The following is a 21,991-nucleotide window of genomic DNA, read 5'->3' as shown; positions in this document are numbered from 1 at the left end:
TTCCAATTTTGGGTGGATGAAGGGTCGTCAATGAGTCTAGGGTGTGGTCGGGCAAGATTTCAAGCATCGACTCGCGCTTCCGGCGGTTCGAAATAGCGGACCCGGTTACGGCCGGCGTGCTTGGCGGCATAGAGGGCCTGGTCGGCCTGTTTCAGCAGTACTTCGAACCGCTCACCGGTGGGCCGGCAGAATGCCCCGCCTATGCTGACGGTAAGCGCGAGGGCAAGGCCGTTGTCCAGCGTGACAGGCGTGTCGGCCAGCTTGGCGCGCAAGCGCTCGGCCAGGTCCCGCACACCGCGTTCATCGTCGGCCGGCAGCAGGATGGCGAATTCCTCGCCGCCCAAACGACCGAACAGATCGGTTTCGCGCAGTTCGTCCCGCATCATGCTGGCGAAGCTACGCAACACTTGGTCACCGGCATCGTGGCCGTATTGATCGTTGACCGCCTTGAAATGATCCAGGTCCAGCATCAGCACGCCGAGCGAGACCGGGTAGCGAAGGCTTCGCAGCCACTCCTGCTCCGCGCGTTCGAGAAAATAGCCCCGATTGGCAATGCCGGTCAGCGGGTCCAGGGTGGCTTTACGCCAGAGTGTTTCCTCCATGGCCTTGCGTTCGCCGATATCGTGCAAGCTCACCAGATAGGCGCGCTGCGCCCGATATTCGATTACCGATGCGGATAAACCCACCCAAAAGCCGCCCCCGTCCGACTTGCGGAACTTGATTTCATGATCGCTGATCGATTGTTGGCTGTTCAATTGTTCGACGATCTGGGCATGCTGTTCCGGATAGAGATACAAGGCCGACAAGGCCACGCCGACCAGTTGTTCGGCGGGCCGGCCGCACAGTTGGGCAGCGGACGGGTTGACGACCAGGATCTGATTGTTGTCCGCACCGACCAGTAGCAGCGGCCGGGACAAGGTATCGAGGGCTCGCAGCAGATGGCTGTCCTGTTCCTGCAGCCGTGCGGCGCTGGTTCGCGCCGCCAGTGCCAACTGGGCTTCGCGCCAGCCGCGCCAGGTCATGGCAAAGCTGAATAGCAGCAAGAGCGTGAAGGCGATGCAGTAAGCGCCGGCCTTCAGGCGCCAGTCATTGAAGTAGGCGTCGTCCGGTACGCCGACCAGGGTAATGAAGGGAAAACTTTCCAGGCGGCGAAAACTGTAGCCGCGCGCCAGCTCGTCGAAGGGCCAGCGCATGACCTGGTAGCCGTTGCTGCGACCGTTGACCCAGCTGGCGAAATCGGCGCTGTCCGGCAAGGGTTTGCCGATGGCATCCGGCAATTCGGGGTAGCGCCCGACCAGCAGCATATCGTTGTCCAACAGGGCAAAAGCGCTCTCCGCGGCTGCTTCCAGGCGACGGGCGAGCTGATTGAAATACTCGAGGTTGACCTGGGCGACCACCATGCCGCCCAGTGCCCCGTCGGGCGCTGCGATGCGCCGGCCCACCACGAAGCCGAGTTCCGCTTTGCCGGATAGCCGCTTTGGCCGGGTAATCAGCAGCTCCTGGCCAGGCATATCGCGCAATAGTTGCAACAGATATTGCTGCTCGGCATCGGCGTGTCGAATCTGCTGGGGGGTAAGCGACCATCGGCCGTCCGGCGACAGCAAGCTAAGTGTGTCCACCTGCGGCAGTGTGCTCAATTTATCGTCGAGTAGTTGCTGGAGTGCGCTCAGCTCGGCGGGGGGCAGTTGGCCCAGGCCGGCCAGCGTGGCGGGCGCGACCTTGCCGGCGACATCGCGCAATACCAGGTCGGTTTCGCGAAAGGCGCCGTCCAACTGCTCCTTTAACAGCAGGGAAAGGTTTTGGGCGGCCAGCTGGGACGCTTTGCGGGTACCCAGGTGGGACTGGTGCAATTCCCACGCGATCAGCCCGGCCAGCAGCAGGCCGGCCAGGCACTGCCATAGCAGCATGCCGCGGCGGGCCTGCAGAAACGCCGGCAAATCGGCAAACGGTGGCCGCCGGATTTCGGTGTGGGGCCTTGAACGGGGCATGGGCGCGACCTGGCAAACATACCGGCCCAGTATAGGAACTGGTGGCGAGCACGGGTGGCGAACTAGCGCCTTACTTGCCCGGCATGGTGCTGCGGCGCCAGATCAATACGTTTGCAGCGCCTGTTTAATGCGCGGGCATCCACGCCATATTGATATGCTCGATATCGTCTTCGAGGTAGATATCGCTGAACGGCACGAAACCCAGCGACTCATAGAAGCCGCGCAAGTAGAGTTGTCCCGCGATGCGGTTGGGCTGGCCCGGATAGCGGCGCCGATGTTCGGCCAGGCCTTCCAGCATCAGCGCCTTGCCTGCCCCGGTGCCGCGCGCTTGTGCGGAAGTAACGACGCGGCCTATCGACGGTGCATCGAACTTCATGCCCGCCGGCACCAGGCGCAAGCAGGCTTGCAATTGGCCGGCCTCGTCGCGTCCCAGCAAATGTAAGCTGACCGGATCGAGCTGGTCCAGGTCTGGGTAGGGACAGGCCTGCTCGACCACGAAGACGGTTTGCCGCAGGACACCCACTTCATGCCATTGCAGCGCGCTCAGTTCCTCCAGCCGGCTCCACTGCCAACTCAGGTTCATGCTTCTTCCAGTCTGTTGCGCGCACGGGCGATCGCCGCCCGTACCTGATTCGGCGCGGTGCCGCCGATATGGTTGCGGCTGGCCAGCGACCCTTCGGGAGTCAGGACTTCAAAGACTTCCGCCGAGATCAGCGGCGAGAACGTGCCCAACTCCACCAGGCTCAGGTCTTCCAGGTCCTTGCGCTGCTCGCCGGCATACCGGACCGCCAGGGCGACCGCCTCGTGGGCATCGCGGAAGGGCAGGCCCTTCTTGACCAGATAGTCGGCCAGGTCGGTGGCCGTGGCATAGCCCTGCTTGACGGCGCGGCGCATCGCTTCAGGCTTGACCACCACGCCGCGCATCATGTCGGCCACGACCCGCAGCGTGGCGGACAGGGTGTCGACGGTGTCGAACAAGGGTTCCTTGTCTTCCTGGTTGTCCTTGTTGTACGCCAGCGGCTGGGCCTTCATCAGGGTCAGCAAGGCCACCAGATGGCCGGTGACGCGGCCGGTCTTGCCGCGCACGAGCTCCGGCACGTCCGGGTTCTTTTTCTGCGGCATGATCGAAGAACCGGTGCAATAGCGGTCCGCCATATCGATAAAACCGAAGCGCGGGTTCATCCACAGCACCAGTTCTTCCGACAGGCGCGACAGATGCGTCATCACCAAAGCGGCGGCCGCGGTGAACTCAATGGCGAAATCGCGGTCACTGACCGCATCGAGCGAGTTTTCGCATACGGCGTCGAAGCCCAGTTGGCGCATGACGAATTCGCGATCGATCGGGTAGCTGGTGCCGGCCAGTGCGGCGGCGCCGAGCGGTAGGCGGTTGACGCGCTTGCGGGTGTCCTGCAGGCGTTCCACATCGCGGGCCAGCATTTCCACATAGGCCATCAGATGGTGGCCAAAGGTGATGGGCTGGGCGACCTGCAGATGGGTAAAGCCCGGCATCACCGTGTCGGCGTGTTTTTCCGCCAGGTCCAGGAGGGAGCGTTGCAGTTCGCCGGCCAGATGGATGAGGGCGTCGATCTCGTGGCGCAGCCACAGGCGGATATCGGTAGCGACCTGGTCGTTGCGGCTGCGGCCGGTATGCAGGCGCTTGCCGGCGTCGCCGATCAGGTCGGTCAGGCGCTTTTCGATATTCATGTGCACGTCTTCGAGATCGAGCAGCCACTCGAAGCTGCCCTCGCGAATGGCGGCCAGGATCTTGCTCATGCCATTGGTGATGGCGGTCAGGTCGTCGTCGCTGAGGACGCCCACCTTGTTGAGCATCTGGGCGTGCGCCAGCGAGCCCTGTATGTCGAATTCGGCCAGCCGTTTGTCGAAGGACACCGAGGCGGTATAACGTTTGACCAACTCTGCGACGGGTTCGGAAAAGCGACCTGACCAGGTTTTCGGGGAGGCGTCATGCATGAACGCAGGTTCCAAGTTTGGTGCGATGGCGCGATTATAGGGCAATCGGTACTTTTGCCGCAGTGCGACAAAGACAATAGGGGGTAAGACGTGGTATTTCCCGTTAATACCCGCTCGATTCCGGCGGGATTTCAAGGTGGGCGCGACGCCGGCGGCGGGTACGCCCGGGCGGCGATCCGGGCAGGGTTTTCAAATGGCCTTGCCCAAGCTTGCGTTAGCTCGGTTTTCGGGGCGCCAGGTCGCTATAATGCGCCGATTCGCGTGGCAACCGCCGCGCTGTTGCAGAGTGGGACATGAGCAAGGACTATAAGCAAAGTGGCAAGCGCCCGGCCGCGGGTGCCGGCAAACGTGGTGGTGGCGGTAGCGGCGGGTCGATCTTCGCCGGCCTGTTCATCGGCCTGTGCCTGGGCATCGCGATCGCCGTGGCCGCAGCCCTCTATCTGAACAAATCCCCCAATCCATTCGGCAGCAGGGTGTCTAAGGCCGGCGCTGCTGCCCAGCCTTCCCCTGGCCAGCCGGAGGTGTTGGCGCCGACTGGCGGCGGCAAGGCGCCGATTGCCGTACCGCCGCTTCCGCCGGCAAGCGATCCCGCCACCCCGGCCAAGCCGGCACCCGACCGTTTCGATTTCTATACCATGCTGCCGGAACTGGGCGGTGATGCCAAACCCGAGCCGAAAGCCGTGGTCCCCAGCAAGCCGCCCGAAGCGAATCCTCCTGCCACGGTCCAGCCGGCCAAAGGGAGCTATTTGCAGGCGGGGGCTTTTCAGAATGAGACGGATGCCGATAATCTGAAGGCAAAATTGGCCTTGCTCGGTATCGAGGCCAATATCCAGACCAGCGAAGTAGCCGGCAAGGGCGTGCTGCATCGAGTCAGGATAGGCCCGCTGGCGCGCCTGGAAGATATCGATCGTCTGCGCAGCCAGCTCTCCGTGAACGGCGTCGATTCCGCCTTAATCAAACAGTAAGAAAATCCCTCGATACCTCAGGAGCCATAATGCGGTTTGCCAAGTTGTTTGCCCGCCTTCTCGCCACCGGCCTTGCGCTGGCTGCCCTTACCACCCATGCCGAGCCACGTGCCGGCGTCGATTTCGACTATCTGTCCAGCGCCAAGCCGACCGATGCCCCTGGCAAGATCGAAGTGATCGAGTTCTTCTGGTATGGCTGCCCGCATTGTTTCCACCTCGACCCCAAGGTCGAGGCCTGGGTGAAGACGCTGCCCAAGGATGTGTCGTTCCGCCGCGAACACGCGATGTGGGATGGCCGCAGCGATATGACCGGCCATGCCAAGATATTTATCGCCCTGAAGGCGCTCAACCAGGTCAACGCACTCACGCCCAAGGTGTTCGAGGCGGTGCAGCAGAGCAAGATCGAGCTGCGCGACGAGAAGGTACTGTTCGATTGGGTGGCCAAGCAAGGCGTGAACCGTGCCCAGTTCGAAGCGGCTTACAAGTCCTTCAGCGCACAGTCGCAATTCACCCGCGCCAGCCAATTGACGCGCGACTACCAGATCGATGGCGTGCCGACCTTTATCATCAACGGCAAGTACAAGACTTCGCCGTCCAAGACCCAAAGCGAAGACAAACTTTTCGTCGTGATGAACGAACTGATCGCCAAGGAACGCGCCGGCCTCAAGCCCGCCAAGGCTGAAGCCAAGCCTGCCGTCGCTGTTGCCGCGGAAAAGAAGAAGTCCTGAAGCAGGACGACTTCGGTAGAAATCAACGCCACCTGATTTTTCGGTGGCGTTTTTTCTTAGCGCCGCGGGGATCGCGCCAGCAGCAAATACCCCGCCACCGCAGACAGCAGCGACCCGACCAGGATCCCCAGCCGGCTGGTTACCAGCAAATGCGGATCGTCGCCGCTGAAGGCGAGGCCGGAGATAAACAGGCTCATGGTAAAGCCGATGCCGCACAGCAGCGCGGCGCCGTAGATCTCCCGCCATCCCACCTGCTCGGGTAGACGGCCCAAGCCGGACTTGACCGCCAGCCAGGCAAAGGACAAAACCCCCAATTGCTTGCCGATCAGCAAGCCCAGTGCGATGCCCAGCGGGGCGGGTTCCAGCAGGTTGGCCGGGCTCAGGCCCTGCAAGGGGATGCCGGCATTGAAGAAGGCGAACACCGGTAGCACGAAGAAAGCCACCGGTCCGTGCAGCGACGCTTCCAGTGCGCGCAAAGGCGATTCGCCATGCCGATTGCGCGTGCGCAGCGGCATGAAGAAGGCGGCGGCCACGCCTGCCAAGGTGGCATGGATGCCCGACTTCAAGACGGCGACCCACAGCACCAGGCTCACCAACAGGTAAGGAAAACCCCGGCTGACGCCGCGCCGATTCAATTGCCACAGCAAGGCCAGCGCGCCGACCGCTACCAGCAGTGCCTGGGGTGATACGCCATGCGAATAGAACAAGGCGATGATCAGCACGGCGCCCAGGTCATCGATGATGGCCAGTGAAACCAGAAAGACCTTCAGGCCCATCGGTACGCGCGGCCCCAGCAGGGTCAGCACCCCCAGGGCGAAGGCGATATCGGTCGCCGCCGGAATGGCCCAGCCGCGCAGGGCGGCGCTATCGTGGTAGGTACAGGCGAGATAGATCAGCGCGGGCAACAGCATGCCGCCGATCGCGGCGATGGCCGGCAGCGTGGCGCGCTGGCGGTCGGCCAGTTCGCCTTCCAGGAGCTCGCGTTTCAATTCCAGCCCGACCAGATAGAAAAATATCGCCATCAAGCCGTCGTTGACCCATAGCAGGAGTGGTTTGGCGATGGCGAATTCGCCCAGGCTGACGGCAACCGGGATGCCGAGCAGTTGCGCGTAGGCACCGGCCAGCGGACTGTTGGCCGCCACCAGCGCCAGGATGGTGGTCAGCATCAGCAGCACGCCGCCACTGGATTCGTGCTGGATGAATTGCTGGATGCTACTTCGCATCGATCTCTCCTCTGTCAGGCTTGGTCTTATTGAATTGCACGACGGGTGCGCTCGTCAGGCGCCGCATTTCCCTACGCGCCCAGGCATGAAAGACTACTATCTGAAGCGACAGGCCGGCGCGGATTTCGTGCCGGCCGGGAGAAAATCATGTTCAGCGTAGTGCGTGACGGCGATGGTCGGATTACCGGCATCTCGCGGGAGGAAATTCCCGGTGCCGAGCGCTTGGATGCCCATCATCCCGATATCCTGCATTTCCTTGACCGGCCGCCGGACCAGGAAATCTTCAGCGATGCCGATGCCGATTTCGTGCGTGTGATCGAGGATGTGATCGATGCCCTGATACATAACAATGTCATAAAACTGACCGATCTACCGCCTGCCGCACAGAAGAAGCTGCTGCTGCGCAAGGGTATACGCAATAAGCTCGGTGGTGCCCTGGACCTATTGGGCAACGATGACCTGATCCTTTGAAGCCAGGCCATGCCAGGTTCCGCGCAAAGGCTATATAGGCTGTGGATAAGCCGATCGGTTGAAGTATTAGGTATTTCTACTATTTCGGTGATGTTTGGCTTCATCGCACGGGGCGGTTAGGCTGTAGCCAGCAAAGCTGCTAAACAGGTAGCAAGCCCCGGCCGATCCACCCTGCGTGCGAGCGCGACTTATCACCACTCCGGCAAGAAGACCCCATCCCCTGCCTATGACACCCTCCTCCACCGCCGCGCCGCTACCCATCGATTCCCTGTCCTGGCACGTCGGTGAGCACCATACCCGCTTCGACCCCCTGCTGGACTGCGTGGTATCGATTGCCCGCATCTTCGGTATCAACACCACCCGCGAATCGCTGTCGGCCGGTCTGCCGCTGGTGGACAACCAGTTGACGCCGGCCCTGCTACCGCGCGCCGCCGCCCGTGCCGGGCTGACCGCGCGGGTGGCGCGGCGGCCGCTGGACGAGCTGAGGCCCGGTCTGTTGCCCTGCATTCTGCTGCTCAAGGGCAAGCTGGCTTGCATCCTGCTGGAATGGCTGCCGACCGGCGAAGCCCGGGTACGCTATCCGGAAGGCGGCGAGTCGGCCGATGTGCTGAGCCGCGCCGAGCTGGAAGCGCTCTATACCGGCGTGGTGTTTTTTGTGCGGCCGGTATTCCATTTCGAAACCCGCACGCCCGCCACCGGCCAGCTGAAAACGCGGCACTGGTTCTGGAGCGTGGTGTGGCAGAACTGGCGCCTATACCGGGACAGTCTATTGGCGGCCCTGCTGATCAACTTCTTCGGCCTGGCCCTGCCGATGTTCTCGATGACGGTCTACGACCGGGTGGTACCGAACCGCGCCGAGGAAACCCTGTGGGTGCTGTCGCTGGGCGTACTGCTGATGCTGATCTTCGATGTGGTGCTGCGCGTACTGCGCGCCTATATCCTCGATACCGCCGGCAAGCGGATCGACGTCACCCTGTCGGCGCAGATCATGGAACGGGTACTGGGTCTTCGCCTGGCGGACAGGCCCGCTTCGGTCGGCTCCTTCGCCGCCAATTTGCGGGCTTTCGAATCGGTGCGCGATTTCGTCGCTTCGGCCACCATCACCACCTTGGTCGACCTGCCCTTTGTGTTGCTCTTTCTGCTGGTGATGACCTGGATCTCGCCTTGGCTGATCCTGCCGCCCTTGATCGGCATCGTACTTTTACTGGCCTGCGCGATGGTGGTGCAGCAAAAGATGCAGGAGCTGGTGGAACTGACCCAGCGCGCCGCGGCCCAGCGCAATGCCACCTTGGTGGAGAGTCTGGTCGGCCTGGAAACCATCAAGTTCATGGTGGCCGAGGGGAGTTTCCAGCGTAAGTGGGAGCAGGCCAGCGTCTTCCTGGCGCAGACCGGCGCCAAGCTCAAGCTGCTGTCGTCCGCCACCCTCAATATCGCCCAGGCCTTGCAGCAACTGGTGTCGATTTGCGTGGTGATCGTCGGGGTCTATCTACTGATCGACCGCGAGGTCAGCATGGGCGGCATTATTGCTGCCTCGATGCTGGCCGGCAGGGTGATGGCGCCCTTTGGCCAGGTAGCGGGCCTGATGCTGCAATATCACAACGCCCGCAGCGGCCTGGGCGCGGTGGAAACCCATATGAAGACCGAGCCTGAGCGGCCGGAAGAGTCGTCCTTCCTCCACCGCAGCGGCTTTCAGGGGCGGATCGAATTCCGCAATGTCAGCTTCGCTTATCCGGGGCGCGAGGACAGCGCGTTGAACAATGTGTCGTTCAAGATACGCGCCGGTGAAAAGGTCGCCATCATCGGCCGGGTCGGATCGGGCAAGTCCACCCTGCAAAGGCTGATGCTGGGCTTGTACCAGCCCAGCGAGGGCGCCGTCTTGATCGACGGCATCGATGCGCGCCAGATCGACCCCGCCGAACTACGCCGGGCCACCGGCTTCGTACCGCAGGACATCAATTTGTTCTACGGCACGCTGAAGGAAAACATCGCCATGGGCGCGCCTTTCGCCGACGACCAGATGATACTGACCGCGGCTGAAATCGCCGGCGTGACCGAGTTCGCCAATCGCCATCCACGCGGCTTCGATATGCTGGTGGGCGAGCGCGGCGAGTCGCTGTCCGGCGGGCAGCGGCAGGCAGTGGGCATCGCCCGGGCCTTGCTCAATGATCCGGCCATCCTGTTATTGGATGAGCCCAGCAGCGCGATGGACCATCAGAGCGAGGATATGCTGAAGACGCGGCTGCGCAAATTCGCCGATGCCAAGACCATGGTGCTGGTGACCCACCGCACTTCGCTGCTGGACCTGGTGGATAGGTTGATCGTGATCGACAACGGCCAGGTGATGGCCGATGGCCCCAAGGCACAAGTGGTGGAGGCCTTGCAGAGCGGCCGGATCGGCAGGGCCGCCTGATGTCGCGCGTGTTGAAGGGCCTGCAAGCGCTCTACGCACCCTGTTCCGCCTGGCTGGACCGAGCCATGCTGGGCCTGTTGGGCGAGGGACGCGACAAGGACATGGATTTCGATGCCGATGCCGACTGGGCCATCGCCGAGCAGACCCCGCGAGGCGCACGGGTGGTGGTCTGGCTGAGCATAGGCGCCTGCCTGGTCTTGCTGATCTGGGCCGGCCTGGCGCCTATCCATGAGGTCACCCGCGGCGAAGGCAAGGTCATCCCCTCCCGGCAGGTGCAGATACTGCAGAGCATGGACGGCGGCATCGTGTCGCAGATCCTTGTCAGTGAAGGCCAGGTGGTGCAAGCCGGCCAACTGCTTTTCAAGGTCGATCCCACCCGCATGGTGTCGTCCTTGCGCGAGAACCGCGCCCAGTACCTGGCCCTGTTGGCCAAGTCTGCCCGGCTCAAGGCACTCGCCGACGGGGCGGCCTTCATCCCGCCGGAACAGGTGCTGAGCGAGGCGCCGGAAATCGTCGAGCAGGAGCGGCAGATGTACGAATCGCGCCGCGCCGAGCTGAATGCCTCGGTGGGGGTCGCCAGCCAGCAGGCTTCGCAGCGCAGCCAGGAGCTGGTATCGGTGCGGGCCCGGCGCGAACAGGCGGCGCGCAGCTATGATCTGACCGCGCAGGAGCTGGAATTGACCCGGCCCCTGGCCAAGACCGGCGCGGTGTCGGATGTGGAGTTGCTGCGGCTGGAGCGCGATGTGGCCCGCTATCGGGGCGAACGCGACAGTGCCAATTCCGATATTCCGCGCCTGCAGGCGGCCATCGGCGAGGCCAGCCGCAAAATACGCGAAGTGGAGCTGGCATTCGAAAACCAGGCCCGGGCGGAACTGAGCGAAAGCAATGCCAAATTGAGCGCCTTGTCGGAAGGCAGTGTCGGCCTGCAGGACCGGGTCAAGCAGACGGAAATCCGCTCGCCGGTAAAAGGCACCATCAAGCAGCTCAAGATCAATACCGTGGGTGGCGTGGTACAGCCTGGCAAGGACCTGGTGGAAGTGGTGCCGTCCGACGATGCCCTGCTGCTGGAAGCGCGCATCCTGCCAAAGGATATCGCTTTTCTGCGGCCTGGCCAGAAAGCCCAGGTCAAGTTCACCGCCTACGATTTCGCGACTTATGGCGGCCTGGATGCAACGCTGGAGCAGATAGGCGCGGATACGGTGACGGATGAGAAGGGCAATGCCTTCTTCCTGGTACGGGTGCGTACCGTATCGGCCGACCTGGGACCGCAGAAATTGCCCATCATTCCGGGTATGGTGGCCCAGGTCGATATTCTTACCGGCAAGAAGACCATCTTGTCCTACCTGCTCAAACCCATCTTGCGTGCCAAGGCCAATTCCCTGACCGAACGATGAGCCCAATTTTTCTACTGAGCACCGATGGGGGGCTGCTGGCACATTGGCGGCGCAGTCTGGGCATGCCCGATGCGCCCGGCCTGGACAGCTTCGCGGCGCTGGCAAGCGAAGGTGTGGCCCACGGCAGCGTGATCTGGCTGGACCAAGCCGTCCCCGATCTGCCGGCTTGGTCCGACCCGCGTTGGGCGCCTTTGCTGGCGTGCGCCAAGCTGATTTACGCCAGCAGCTTTCCTCGGCGCGAGCAGGCGCTGGCTGCCTTGGATGCCGGCAGTGCGGCCTACTGCCACGCCTACGCCGATGCCGGCACGCTGCGGCAGGTGCAAGAAGTGGTCAGCGCCGGGCACGTCTGGGTCGGACGCGAACTGATGCAACAACTGCTCGCCAGCGTACAAGCGGCCCGCTCCGTGGTCGCATCGACCTGGGGCGAAGGGCTGACCGAAAGGGAACGCGAAGTCGCGCAATTGGCTGCCAATGGCGCCTCCAACCGCGCCATTGCCGACCAATGCGGGATTACCGAGCGCACCGTCAAAGCGCATCTGGCCGCCGTGTTCGCCAAGTTGCACCTGACCGATAGGCTGCAACTGGCCCTGCGCGTACATGGAATCACCTGAAAACTCGGGCTTGCCTCACCTACCTGTACCCAAGGCCAATATCGCGCGGCCTCCCATCTCGCTAGCATGAGCTCCATTGCCCCCTATTCGTTCTGGAGTACTAGCCATGGCCGTCGATCTTATTACCGCCCAAGTCCGCGTCGCCCTTCTGCAAGGTAAGGCTTGGCTGGTAGACGCCAGTGGCCAGCGGACCGAATTGAAGGTGGGCGACCTGATTCGCGAAGGTCAGATCGTCGTGACCGATGCTGGCGCCCAGCTGGAATTGGCCCTGCCCAATGCCCAGACCATCGCCGTGGCCGGTGGACGCGAGCTGTTGATCGATGCCAATCTGCTCGGTACCGCGCCCGTTGATGCCACCGAAGCGGCCTTGGCCAGCCTGAATGCCGGATCGGATAAGGTCATCGCGGCGCTGAACGAGGGCAGGGATCTCTCCACCGAGCTGGAACCGACCGCGGCGGGCCTGGCAGGTGGCGAAGGGAGCGATGCACACGGTTTTGTCCGCTTGTTGCGCATCGCCGAAACGCTGGATGCCGATGCATTCCTCCAGTCGGGTGGGGCGGGCGGCGAGGAAAGCATCGATCAGGCGCTGCCGACGACCGCCAGCCTGGGCGGTCCGCAAGTGCTGGACGACGCCTTTAGCGTGGACGAGGACAGCACGATCACTTTCGACGTGCGCCTGAACGACAGCGATCCCAATGGTGGCCAATTGACCCTGGTCGGCGTGCCCACCACGCCGACCGGCACGGTGGTGCTCAATCCCGACGGCACCCTCAGCTATACGCCCAACCCCAATTTCAATGGTGTCGTCCAGCTCGATTACACCGTCAGCAACAGCCGCGGCGAAACCAGCCTCGGCCAAATCACCATCACCGTGAATCCGGTCAACGATGCACCGGTGCTGGTGGACGGCAATGTGCCGCTGGGCGAGGCGATCAGTGTCAGCACGCCGGAAGATACGCCGGTCAGCGGGACCGTGGCGGCCACCGATGTGGATGGCGATAGCCTGAGCTTCGGCAAGGGCAGCGACCCCAGCCATGGCACGGCGCAAGTCAATAACGATGGCAGCTGGACCTACACCCCCGCCGCCAACTACAACGGCGCCGATAGCTTCACCATCACGGTCAGCGATGGCCAGGGTGGTAGCGACACGGTCACCGTCAATGTCGGCGTTACGCCGGTCAACGATGCGCCGGTCTTCGTCGACGGCAATCGCAATCCATTGGGCGACGATATCAGCGTCACCACCCCGGAAGACACGCCGGTTGGCGGAACGCTGCAAGCCACCGATGCCGATGGCGATACCCTCAGCTTCGGCAAGAACAGCGAGCCCAGCCACGGTACCGCGCAAGTCAATCCCGACGGTAGCTGGACCTACACCCCCGGCCCCAACTACAACGGCGCCGACAGCTTTACCGTCAAGGTGGACGACGGCAAGGGCGGTACCGATACCCTCACCATCCAGATCGGTGTGACACCGGTCAATGATGCGCCGGTCTTCGTCGATGGCAACAATAACCCCCTGGGCAACGATATCAGTGTCAGTACGCCGGAAGACACGCCGGTCAGCGGCACCTTGACCGCCACCGACGCGGATGGCGACAGTCTCAGCTTCAGCAAGGCCAGCGACCCCGCCAATGGCGCCGTGACGGTGAATGCCGACGGTAGCTGGACTTATACCCCTGCCGCCAACTACAACGGCCCGGATAGCTTCAGCGTCATCGTCAGCGATGGCAACGGTGGTAGCGATACGCTGATCGTCAATATCGGCGTTACGCCGGTGGCCGACCCCCTATTCCCCACGATCACCCTGGCCGCCAATATCACCGCCGACGATGTGATCAGCGCGGCCGAAGCCGCCGGCACGGTGAACGTTACCGGCAGCGTGGGCGGAGACGCCAAGGTGGGCGATACCGTCACCCTGACCATCAACGGCGTGAACTACACCGGCACCGTGGCCGCCGGCCGTACCTTCAGCATCGCGGTCGCGGGCAGCGACCTGGCCGCCGATGCCGATCGCACCATAGCCGCCAGTGTCACCACCACCGATGGGGCAGGCAACTCGGGTACCGCGACCGATACCGAAAGCTATACCGTCGCCGTCGGTCTGCCCGTCCCGACCATTTCGCTCGATGCCAATATCACGGCCGATGACGTGATCAGCGCGGCCGAAGCCGCCGGCACGGTGAACGTTAGCGGTACTGTCGGCGGAGACGCCCAGGTGGGTGATACCGTTACCTTGACCATCAACGGCGTGAATTACACGGGTACCGTAGCCGCCGGTCTTACCTTCAGCATCGCGGTCGCGGGCAGCGACCTGGCCGCCGACGCCGACCGCACCATCGCGGCCAGCATCAGCACTACCGATGGTGCCGGCAATACCGGCACGGGTACCGACACCGAAGGCTATACCGTCGCAACCGGCTTCCCGATTCCGACTATCGCGCTTGATGCCAATATCACCGCCGACGATGTGATCAATACCGCCGAAGCCGGCGGTACGGTGAATGTCACCGGTACCGTCGGCGGCGATGCCCAGGTGGGCGATACCGTCACCCTGACAATCAACGGCGCGAATTACACGGGTACCGTGGCCGCTGGTCGTACCTTCAGCATTGCGGTGGCGGGCAGTGACCTGGCCGCCGATGCCGACCGCACCATCGCCGCCAGCGTGACCACCACGGATGGCGCCGGCAACAGCGGGACGGGTACCGATACTGAAAGCTATACCGTCGATACGGCCGCGCCCGTGCCGACCATTTCCCTTGATGCCAATATTACGGCCGACGACGTGATCAACGCCGCCGAAGCCGGCGGCACGGTGAACGTCACCGGTACCGTCGGTGGCGACGCCCAGGTGGGCGACACCGTGACGCTGGTCGTCAACGGCGTGAGCTACACCGGAACGGTGGTGGCCGGCCTGACCTTCAGCATCGCGGTCGCAGGCAGCAATCTGGCGGCCGATGCCGACCGTACCATAGCCGCCAGCATCACCAGCACCGACGCTGCCGGTAATAGCGGCACGGCGACCGATACCGAAAGCTATACCGTCGCAACCGGCTTCCCGATTCCGACCATCGCGCTGGACGCCAATATCACCGCCGACGACGTGATCAATGCCGCCGAAGCCGGCGGTACGGTCAATATCACCGGCACGGTGGGCGGAGACGCCCAGGTGGGTGACACGGTGACGCTGGTCATCAACGGTGTGAATTACACGGGTACCGTGGCCGCCGGGAATACCTTCAGCATCGCTGTGGCGGGCAGCGACCTGGCCGCCGATGCCGACCGCACCATCGCGGCCAGCGTCAGCACTACCGATGGGGCCGGCAATACCGGCACGGGTACCGACACCGAAGGCTATACCGTCGCAACCGGCTTCCCGATTCCGACCATCGCGCTTGATGCCAATATCACCGCCGACGACGTGATCAATGCCGCCGAAGCCGGCGGTACGGTGAACGTTACCGGCACCGTTGGTGGCGATGCCCAGGTGGGCGATACCGTTACCCTGGTGATCAACGGCGCGAACTACACGGGTACCGTGGCCGCTGGTCGTACCTTCAGCATTGCGGTAGCGGGCAGCGACCTGGCCGCCGATGCCGACCGTACCATTGCCGCTAGCGTGACCACCACGGATGGCGCAGGCAACAGCGGGACGGGCACCGATACCGAGAGCTACACCGTCGATACGGCCTCGCCTGTGCCGACCATCACGCTGGATGCCAATATCACCGCCGACGACGTGATCAACGCCGCCGAAGCCGGCGGCACGGTGAACGTCACCGGCACCGTCGGTGGCGACGCCCAAGTGGGCGATACGGTGACCTTGCTCATCAACGGCGTGAACTACACGGGTACCGTGGCTGCCGGGAATACCTTCAGCATCGCGGTCGCCGGCAGCAATCTGGCGGCCGATGCCGACCGCACCATCGCCGCCAGCATCACCAGCACCGACGCTGCCGGTAATAGCGGCACGGCGACCGATACCGAAAGCTATACCGTCGCAACCGGTTTCCCGATTCCGACCATCGCACTGGATGCCAATATCACCGCCGACGACGTGATCAATGCCGCCGAAGCCGGCGGTACGGTGAATGTCACCGGTACTGTCGGTGGCGATGCACAGGTGGGCGATACCGTTACCCTGGTCATCAACGGCGTGAACTACACGGGTAACGTGGCCGCCGGGAATACCTTCAGCATCGCAGTCGCGGGCAGCGATCTGGCCGCCGATGCCGACCGCACCATTGACGCCAGCGTCACCACCACGGATGGTGCCGGCAATAGCGGTACGGGTACCGATACCGAGAGCTACACCGTCGATACGGCCGTACCTGTGCCGACCATCACGCTGGATGCCAACATTACCGCCGACGACGTGATCAACGCCACCGAAGCCGGCGGCACGGTCAATGTCACCGGCACCGTTGGTGGCGATACCCAAGTTGGCGATACGGTGACCTTGCTCATCAACGGCGTGAACTACACCGGTACCGTGGCGGCAGGGAATACCTTCAGCATCGCGGTCGCGGGTAGCGACCTGGCGTCCGATGCCGACCGCACCATCGCTGCCAGCGTGACCACGACCGATGCAGCAGGCAATAGCGGCACCGGCACCGATACCGAAAGCTATTCCGTCGCCACAGGCCTACCTGTCCCGACCATCACGCTGGACGCCAATATCACCGCCGACGACGTGATCAATGCCGCCGAAGCCGGCGGTACGGTGAACGTTACCGGCACCGTGGGTGGCGATACCCAAGTGGGCGATACGGTGACCTTGCTCGTCAACGGCGTGAACTACACGGGTACCGTGGCGGCAGGGAATACCTTCAGCATCGCGGTCGCGGGTAGCGACCTGGCCGCCGATGCCGACCGCACTATCGCTGCAAGCGTGACCACTACCGATGCAGCAGGCAATAGCGGCACCGGCACCGATACCGAAAGCTATACCGTCGCCATAGGCCTACCTGTCCCGACCATTGCGTTGGACGCCAATATCACGGCCGACGACGTGATCAACGCCGCCGAAGCCGGCGGCACGGTCAATGTCACCGGCACCGTTGGTGGCGACGCCCAGGTGGGCGATACGGTGACCTTGCTCATCAACGGCGTGAACTACACGGGTACCGTGGCTGCCGGGAGTACCTTCAGCATCGCGGTTGCGGGCAGCGACCTGGCCGCCGATGCCGACCGCACCATCGCCGCCAGCATCACCACCACGGATGGTGCCGGCAATAGCGGTACGGGCACCGATACCGAGAGCTACACCGTCGATACGGCCGCGCCTGTACCAACCATCACCCTTGATGCCAATATCACCGCCGACGATGTGGTCAATGCCGCCGAAGCCGGCGGTACGGTGAACGTTACCGGCACCGTGGGTGGCGATGCCCAGGTGGGTGATACCGTCACCCTGACCATCAGTGGCGTGACCTACACCGGTACCGTGGCTGCCGGGAGTACCTTCAGCATTGCGGTCGCGGGCAGCGATCTGGCCGCCGATGCCGACCTCACCGTTGCCGCCAGCGTGACTACCACCGATGTTGCCGGCAACAGCGGTACCGCTAGCGATACCGAAAGCTATAAGATCGATACCAGCGTCCCGGCACCCACTATTACGCTGGATGCCAATATCACCGCCGATGACGTGATCAATGCCGCCGAAGCAGGCGGTACGGTGAATGTCACCGGCACCGTCGGTGGCGATGCACAGGTGGGCGATACCGTTACCCTGGTCATCAACGGCGTGAACTACACGGGTAACGTGGCCGCCGGGAATACCTTCAGCATCGCAGTCGCGGGTAGCGATCTGGCCGCCGATGCCGACCGTACCATTGCCGCCAGTGTGACCACCACCGATGTGGCAGGCAATAGTGGTACCGGTACCGATACGGAAAGCTATACGGTCGATGCCAGTGTACCGGTGCCGACCATCACCCTTGACGCCAACATCACCGCCGACGATGTGGTCAATGCCGCCGAAGCCGGCGGTACGGTGAATATCACCGGCACGGTGGGTGGCGACGCCCAAGTGGGTGATGCGGTGACCCTGGTCATCAACGGTGTGAACTACACCGGTGCCGTGGTCGCCGGGAATACCTTCAGCATCGCAGTGGCGGGCAGCGACCTGGCCGCTGATGCCGACCGCACCATCACCGCCAGCATCACCACCACCGATGCGGCAGGCAACAGTGGTAGCGCTACCGATACCGAAAGCTACACGGTCGATACCGGCGTACCGGTGCCGACCATCACGCTGGACACCAATATCACGGCCGACGATGTGATCAACGCCACCGAGGCCGGTGGTACGGTCAATGTCACCGGCACGGTCGGCGGCGATGCCCAGGTGGGCGACACCGTGACGCTGGTGATCAATGGCGTGAACTACACCGGGAACGTGGCGGCGGGGAATACCTTCAGCATCGCAGTGGCGGGCAGCGACCTGGCCGCCGATGCCGACCGCACCATCGCCGCCAGCGTCACCACTACCGATGCGGCAGGCAACAGCGGTAGCGCTACCGATACCGAAAGCTATACGGTCGATACCGGCGTACCGGTACCCACCATCACGCTGGCTGCCAATATCACGGCGGACGACGTCATCAACGCCACGGAAGCAGGCGGCACGGTAAATATCACCGGCACCGTCGGCGGCGATGCCCAAGTGGGCGACACCGTGACGCTGGTGATCAATGGCGTGAATTACACGGGGAACGTGGCGGCGGGGAATACCTTCAGCATCGCGGTGGCGGGCAGCGACCTGGCCGCCGATGCCGACCGCACCATCGCCGCCAGCGTCACCACCACCGATGCGGCAGGCAACAGCGGTAGCGCTGCCGATACGGAAAGCTATACGGTCGATACCAGTGCACCCGTGCCGACCATCACGCTGGATGCCAATATCACCGCCGATGATGTGATCAACGCGGTCGAAGCGGCCGGCAATATCAATATCACCGGTACCGTCGGTGGCGATGCCCAGGTGGGCGATACCGTCACCCTGACCATCAATGGCGTGAATTACAGTGGACTGGTGGCGGCCGGCCGGATTTTCAGCATCGCCGTTCCCGGCAGCGGCTTGAACGCCGATGCCGACTGGGTGGTCGATGCCCGTGTCACCAGCACCGATACCGCCGGCAATTCCGGCACCGCCACCGATACCGAGAGCTATAAGGTCGATACCAGCGCTTCGGCCAGCATCACGGTCGCGTCCATCACCGCCGACAATATCCTCAATACCAGCGAGTCCGCCGGCACCGTGGCGGTGACCGGCACCGTGGGCGGCGACGCCAAGCCTGGCGATACCGTGACGCTGACCATCAACGGCAAGACTTTCACCGGTACGGTCCAGGCGGGCTTTGGCTACAGCATCAATGTGCCGGGCAGCGATCTGCTCGCCGATGCCGACCGGCGCGTCGATGCCAGTGTCACGGCTGCCGACTCGGCAGGCAATGTGGCGACCGCAACCGCCAACCAGGTCTACACCGTCGATACCACCGCGCCGGTTCCGACCATTACGCTGGACGCGAATATCACGGCGGATGACATCATCAGTGCCGCCGAAGCGGGTGGCCCGGTCAATATCACCGGCACGGTGGGGGGCGATGCCAAGGTCGGCGATATCGTCACCATTACCGTCAACGGCGTGAATTACCTCGGGACGGTGCAGCCGGGCAAGACCTTCAGCATTGCCGTACCGGGCAGCGGCCTGGTCAGCGATGCCGACCGGGTCGTCGATGCCCGCGTCACCACCACCGATGCCGCCGGTAATCCCGGCAGCGGTACCGATACCGAGGGCTATTCGGTCAATGCCGCGCCGCCGGTCAATGGCGTACCGGGCGCGCAATCGCTGGCGGAAGACAGCACGCTGGTATTCAGTGTGGGCAACGGCAATGCCGTCACGGTGGCGGATGCGGATGGCGGTGCGCTGACCACGGTAGTCAGCGTCGGCAACGGCACCCTGACCGCGGTCGTCTTCAACGGCGCCAATATCACCAACAACGGCAGCGGTAGCGTGACCATCAGCGGCACTGTGGCCTCCGTCAATGGCGCCTTGAACGGCCTGGTCTATCGGCCGACCGCCGATTACAACGGCAGCGCCACGCTGACCGTCACCAGCCAGGATGGCGTCAATATCGATAGCGACACGGTGGCCATCACCGTGACGCCGGTAGCGGATATCGTGGCCGATATGGTGACCACGGCGGAAGACAAGCCGGTGACCATCATCGTCAACAGCAATGACCACTTCGAAAATCCCGGCCATCTCGTTGTCGCGGTCAATGGTAATTCCATCACCGCGGCAGGCCCTGGCATCGCGGTAGCCAATGGCATCGTGACCTTGAATGCGGCAGGCGAACTGATCTACACGCCGCCCGCCGACTTCAACAATACCGCCGCTACGCCGGTCACGTTCACCTATACCGTCCGGTCGGGCGGCGTCACCGAAACCGCCACCGTGAGCGTCACGGTGAATCCGGTCAACGACCAACCCAATACCAGTAATCTGGCCGTGACCGGCAATGAAGACACCGTATTGACCGTGGCCCTGGCCGGCAGCGATGTGGATGGCACCGTCAACGGTTACCGGATCAGCACCCTGCCGCTTAACGGCACCCTGTACAAGGACGCCGCCGCCACGCTGGCGGTGACCGCCGGCGAGGTGGTCAGCGGCCCGGTCTACTTCAAGCCCACGGCCAATTGGAGCGGCAGCACCAGCTTCCAGTACGCCGCCCGCGACAACAGCGGCGAGCTGGACTTCACGCCTGCCACCGCCACCCTGACGGTGACGCCGATCGCGGATGCGCCGACGCTGACCTTGATACCGGCCGGCGTGTTCTCCACCCAGAACTTCGAAGGCATCGTCCCGGCAGGCACGGCCTGGACCAATATCGCGCTACCGGCCGGCAGCCCGTGGAAGACCGATAACCCTGGCAACAGGGTGGAAATCGGCACGGCCAATACCTATGCCGGCAATGGTTCGAATAACTATGTTCTCGAACTGGAAGCCAATACCGGCGACGCTTCCAATCTGTACACCACGGTCAATACCGTGCGGGGCAATATCTACCATCTGAGCTTCGACTACTCTCCTCGCTCGGGTAGTGAATTGAACTCGCAGATCGATGTGTACTGGGGCGGTGCCAAGGTGGGTACGATCAGCTCGCCGACGGTGGGTTTCCAGCACTACGACCTGGAATTCGTCGGTACCGGCGCGCCGACCCGGCTCGAATTCAAGGGTACCACCCAGGATTCCTACGGTGGTGTCGTGGACAATATCGTGCTGGACCAGCCCATCAATGTGGGCGGGCAAGGCACCACCATCGCGCTGGGCGGCCTGACCGCCGGCCTGGTGGATACCGATAGCTCCGAAAGCCTGGCGGTGGCCATCGGCAATATCGTGCAGGGCTCCATCCTGGCCGACAACGCCGGCCATAGCGTCACGGTGGGTGCCAGCGGGGTCGCCATTATCACGGGCTGGGACTACACCCACCTGACATTGACGCCACCGGCCAGCTACAGCGGCCAGATGGCGCTGGACGTGCAATCCGTCGCGCTGGAAAGCGTGGGCGGCAGCTCCTACACCACCCATGCCACCTTGAATGTGTCGGTGGTGGCAGCCGTCGACAAGACGCTGGGCGCTGCCGGCGAGCTATTCGGCAATATCGCCAACGACACCCTGGGCGGGAGTAGCGGCAACGATACCCTGCACGGCGGCCTGGGCAATGATGTCCTGAACGGCAACGGCGGCAGCGACCTGCTGCATGGCGGCTTGGGCAACGATACGCTCAGTGGCGGCAGCGGCGCGGATACCTTCCGCTGGCAACTGGCCGAAAGCGGCACCGGCGGCAGCCCGGCCAGCGATATCGTCACCGATTTCAGCAGTGCCAGCTTCGCCAGCGGCGGTGATCGGCTGGACCTGCTGGATCTGCTGCAAGGCGAGAACCATGGCAATGGCGTGGGTATCGGCAACCTGGGCAACTTTCTGCAGTTCGAGAAGGTCGGTAGCGATACGGTGGTGCATATCAGCAGCAATGGCGGCTTCAACGGCGGCTATAACGCCGGCAATGAAGATCAGCGGGTGGTGCTGAGCAACCAGGATCTGACCATTGGCGGCACGCTGAGCAATACCGCCATCATCCAGGACCTGTTGAGCAAGGGGAAGCTGTCGGTGGATTGAAAAACGCCGCTAGACAAAAAGACCGGGAAAACGCTTCCCGGTCT

General features: G+C 63.3%; 11 protein-coding genes. 7 read left to right on the top strand and 4 right to left on the bottom strand.

Annotated elements, in window-relative coordinates; genetic code table 11:
- Positions 1–59: 59 nt before the first annotated feature.
- From FNU76_RS10630 to argH, 3 genes are all read right to left on the bottom strand, one after another.
- Positions 60–1,988: a sensor domain-containing diguanylate cyclase gene (locus tag FNU76_RS10630; RefSeq protein ID WP_144278176.1), complete on the bottom strand. Its 1,929-nt coding sequence runs from the start codon at positions 1,986–1,988 to the stop codon at positions 60–62.
- Between the two features lie 124 nt (positions 1,989–2,112).
- Positions 2,113–2,571, bottom strand: a complete 459-nt coding sequence (locus tag FNU76_RS10625) for a GNAT family N-acetyltransferase (RefSeq protein ID WP_144278175.1) — start codon at positions 2,569–2,571, stop codon at positions 2,113–2,115.
- Positions 2,568–3,959: an argininosuccinate lyase gene (gene argH, locus FNU76_RS10620; RefSeq protein WP_144278174.1), complete on the bottom strand. Its 1,392-nt coding sequence runs from the start codon at positions 3,957–3,959 to the stop codon at positions 2,568–2,570. Before argH ends, FNU76_RS10625 begins: the two co-directional genes overlap by 4 nt.
- Before the next feature lie 293 nt (positions 3,960–4,252).
- On the opposite strand from argH, the gene FNU76_RS10615 reads away from it, so the two are divergent.
- The gene (locus FNU76_RS10615; RefSeq protein ID WP_144278173.1) at positions 4,253–4,924 is read left to right on the top strand and encodes an SPOR domain-containing protein; all 672 of its coding nucleotides are present in this window, start codon (positions 4,253–4,255) and stop codon (positions 4,922–4,924) included.
- Positions 4,925–4,953: 29 nt separating this feature from the next.
- Entirely contained in the window at positions 4,954–5,652 is a 699-nt protein-coding gene (locus FNU76_RS10610) for a thiol:disulfide interchange protein DsbA/DsbL (RefSeq protein ID WP_144278172.1), read from the top strand.
- A gap of 56 nt (positions 5,653–5,708) precedes the next feature.
- Here FNU76_RS10610 and nhaA read toward each other — a convergent pair whose 3' ends face one another.
- Positions 5,709–6,875, bottom strand: coding sequence for a Na+/H+ antiporter NhaA (gene nhaA, locus FNU76_RS10605; RefSeq protein WP_144278171.1), 1,167 nt, complete (start codon positions 6,873–6,875; stop codon positions 5,709–5,711).
- A gap of 147 nt (positions 6,876–7,022) precedes the next feature.
- Between nhaA and FNU76_RS24520 the strand changes: the two genes are divergently transcribed.
- The 5 genes from FNU76_RS24520 (at position 7,023) to FNU76_RS10580 (ending at position 21,947) form a co-directional block, all read left to right on the top strand.
- A complete protein-coding gene (locus FNU76_RS24520; RefSeq protein ID WP_223879303.1) occupies positions 7,023–7,346 on the top strand; it encodes a hypothetical protein in 324 nt (107 codons plus the stop codon).
- 226 nt (positions 7,347–7,572) lie between these two features.
- The gene (locus FNU76_RS10595; RefSeq protein ID WP_144278170.1) at positions 7,573–9,756 is read left to right on the top strand and encodes a type I secretion system permease/ATPase; all 2,184 of its coding nucleotides are present in this window, start codon (positions 7,573–7,575) and stop codon (positions 9,754–9,756) included.
- Positions 9,756–11,150 carry an HlyD family type I secretion periplasmic adaptor subunit gene (locus tag FNU76_RS10590; protein ID WP_144278169.1) on the top strand — a complete coding sequence of 465 codons (1,395 nt, stop codon included), beginning with the start codon at positions 9,756–9,758 and terminating at the stop codon, positions 11,148–11,150. The genes FNU76_RS10595 and FNU76_RS10590 overlap by 1 nt, the downstream gene beginning before the upstream one ends.
- The gene (locus FNU76_RS10585) at positions 11,147–11,761 is read left to right on the top strand and encodes a helix-turn-helix transcriptional regulator (protein ID WP_144278168.1); all 615 of its coding nucleotides are present in this window, start codon (positions 11,147–11,149) and stop codon (positions 11,759–11,761) included. Before FNU76_RS10590 ends, FNU76_RS10585 begins: the two co-directional genes overlap by 4 nt.
- A gap of 106 nt (positions 11,762–11,867) precedes the next feature.
- Positions 11,868–21,947 (top strand): Ig-like domain-containing protein, encoded by a 10,080-nt coding sequence (locus FNU76_RS10580; protein WP_144278167.1) that lies wholly within the window; start codon positions 11,868–11,870, stop codon positions 21,945–21,947.
- Positions 21,948–21,991: the final 44 nt, after the last annotated feature.

The sequence above is a fragment of the Chitinimonas arctica genome (assembly GCF_007431345.1).
GTDB lineage: Bacteria > Pseudomonadota > Gammaproteobacteria > Burkholderiales > Chitinimonadaceae > Chitinimonas > Chitinimonas arctica.
Note: the sequence above shows the minus strand (reverse complement) of the source record. Positions and strands in the feature narration are given on the sequence as shown.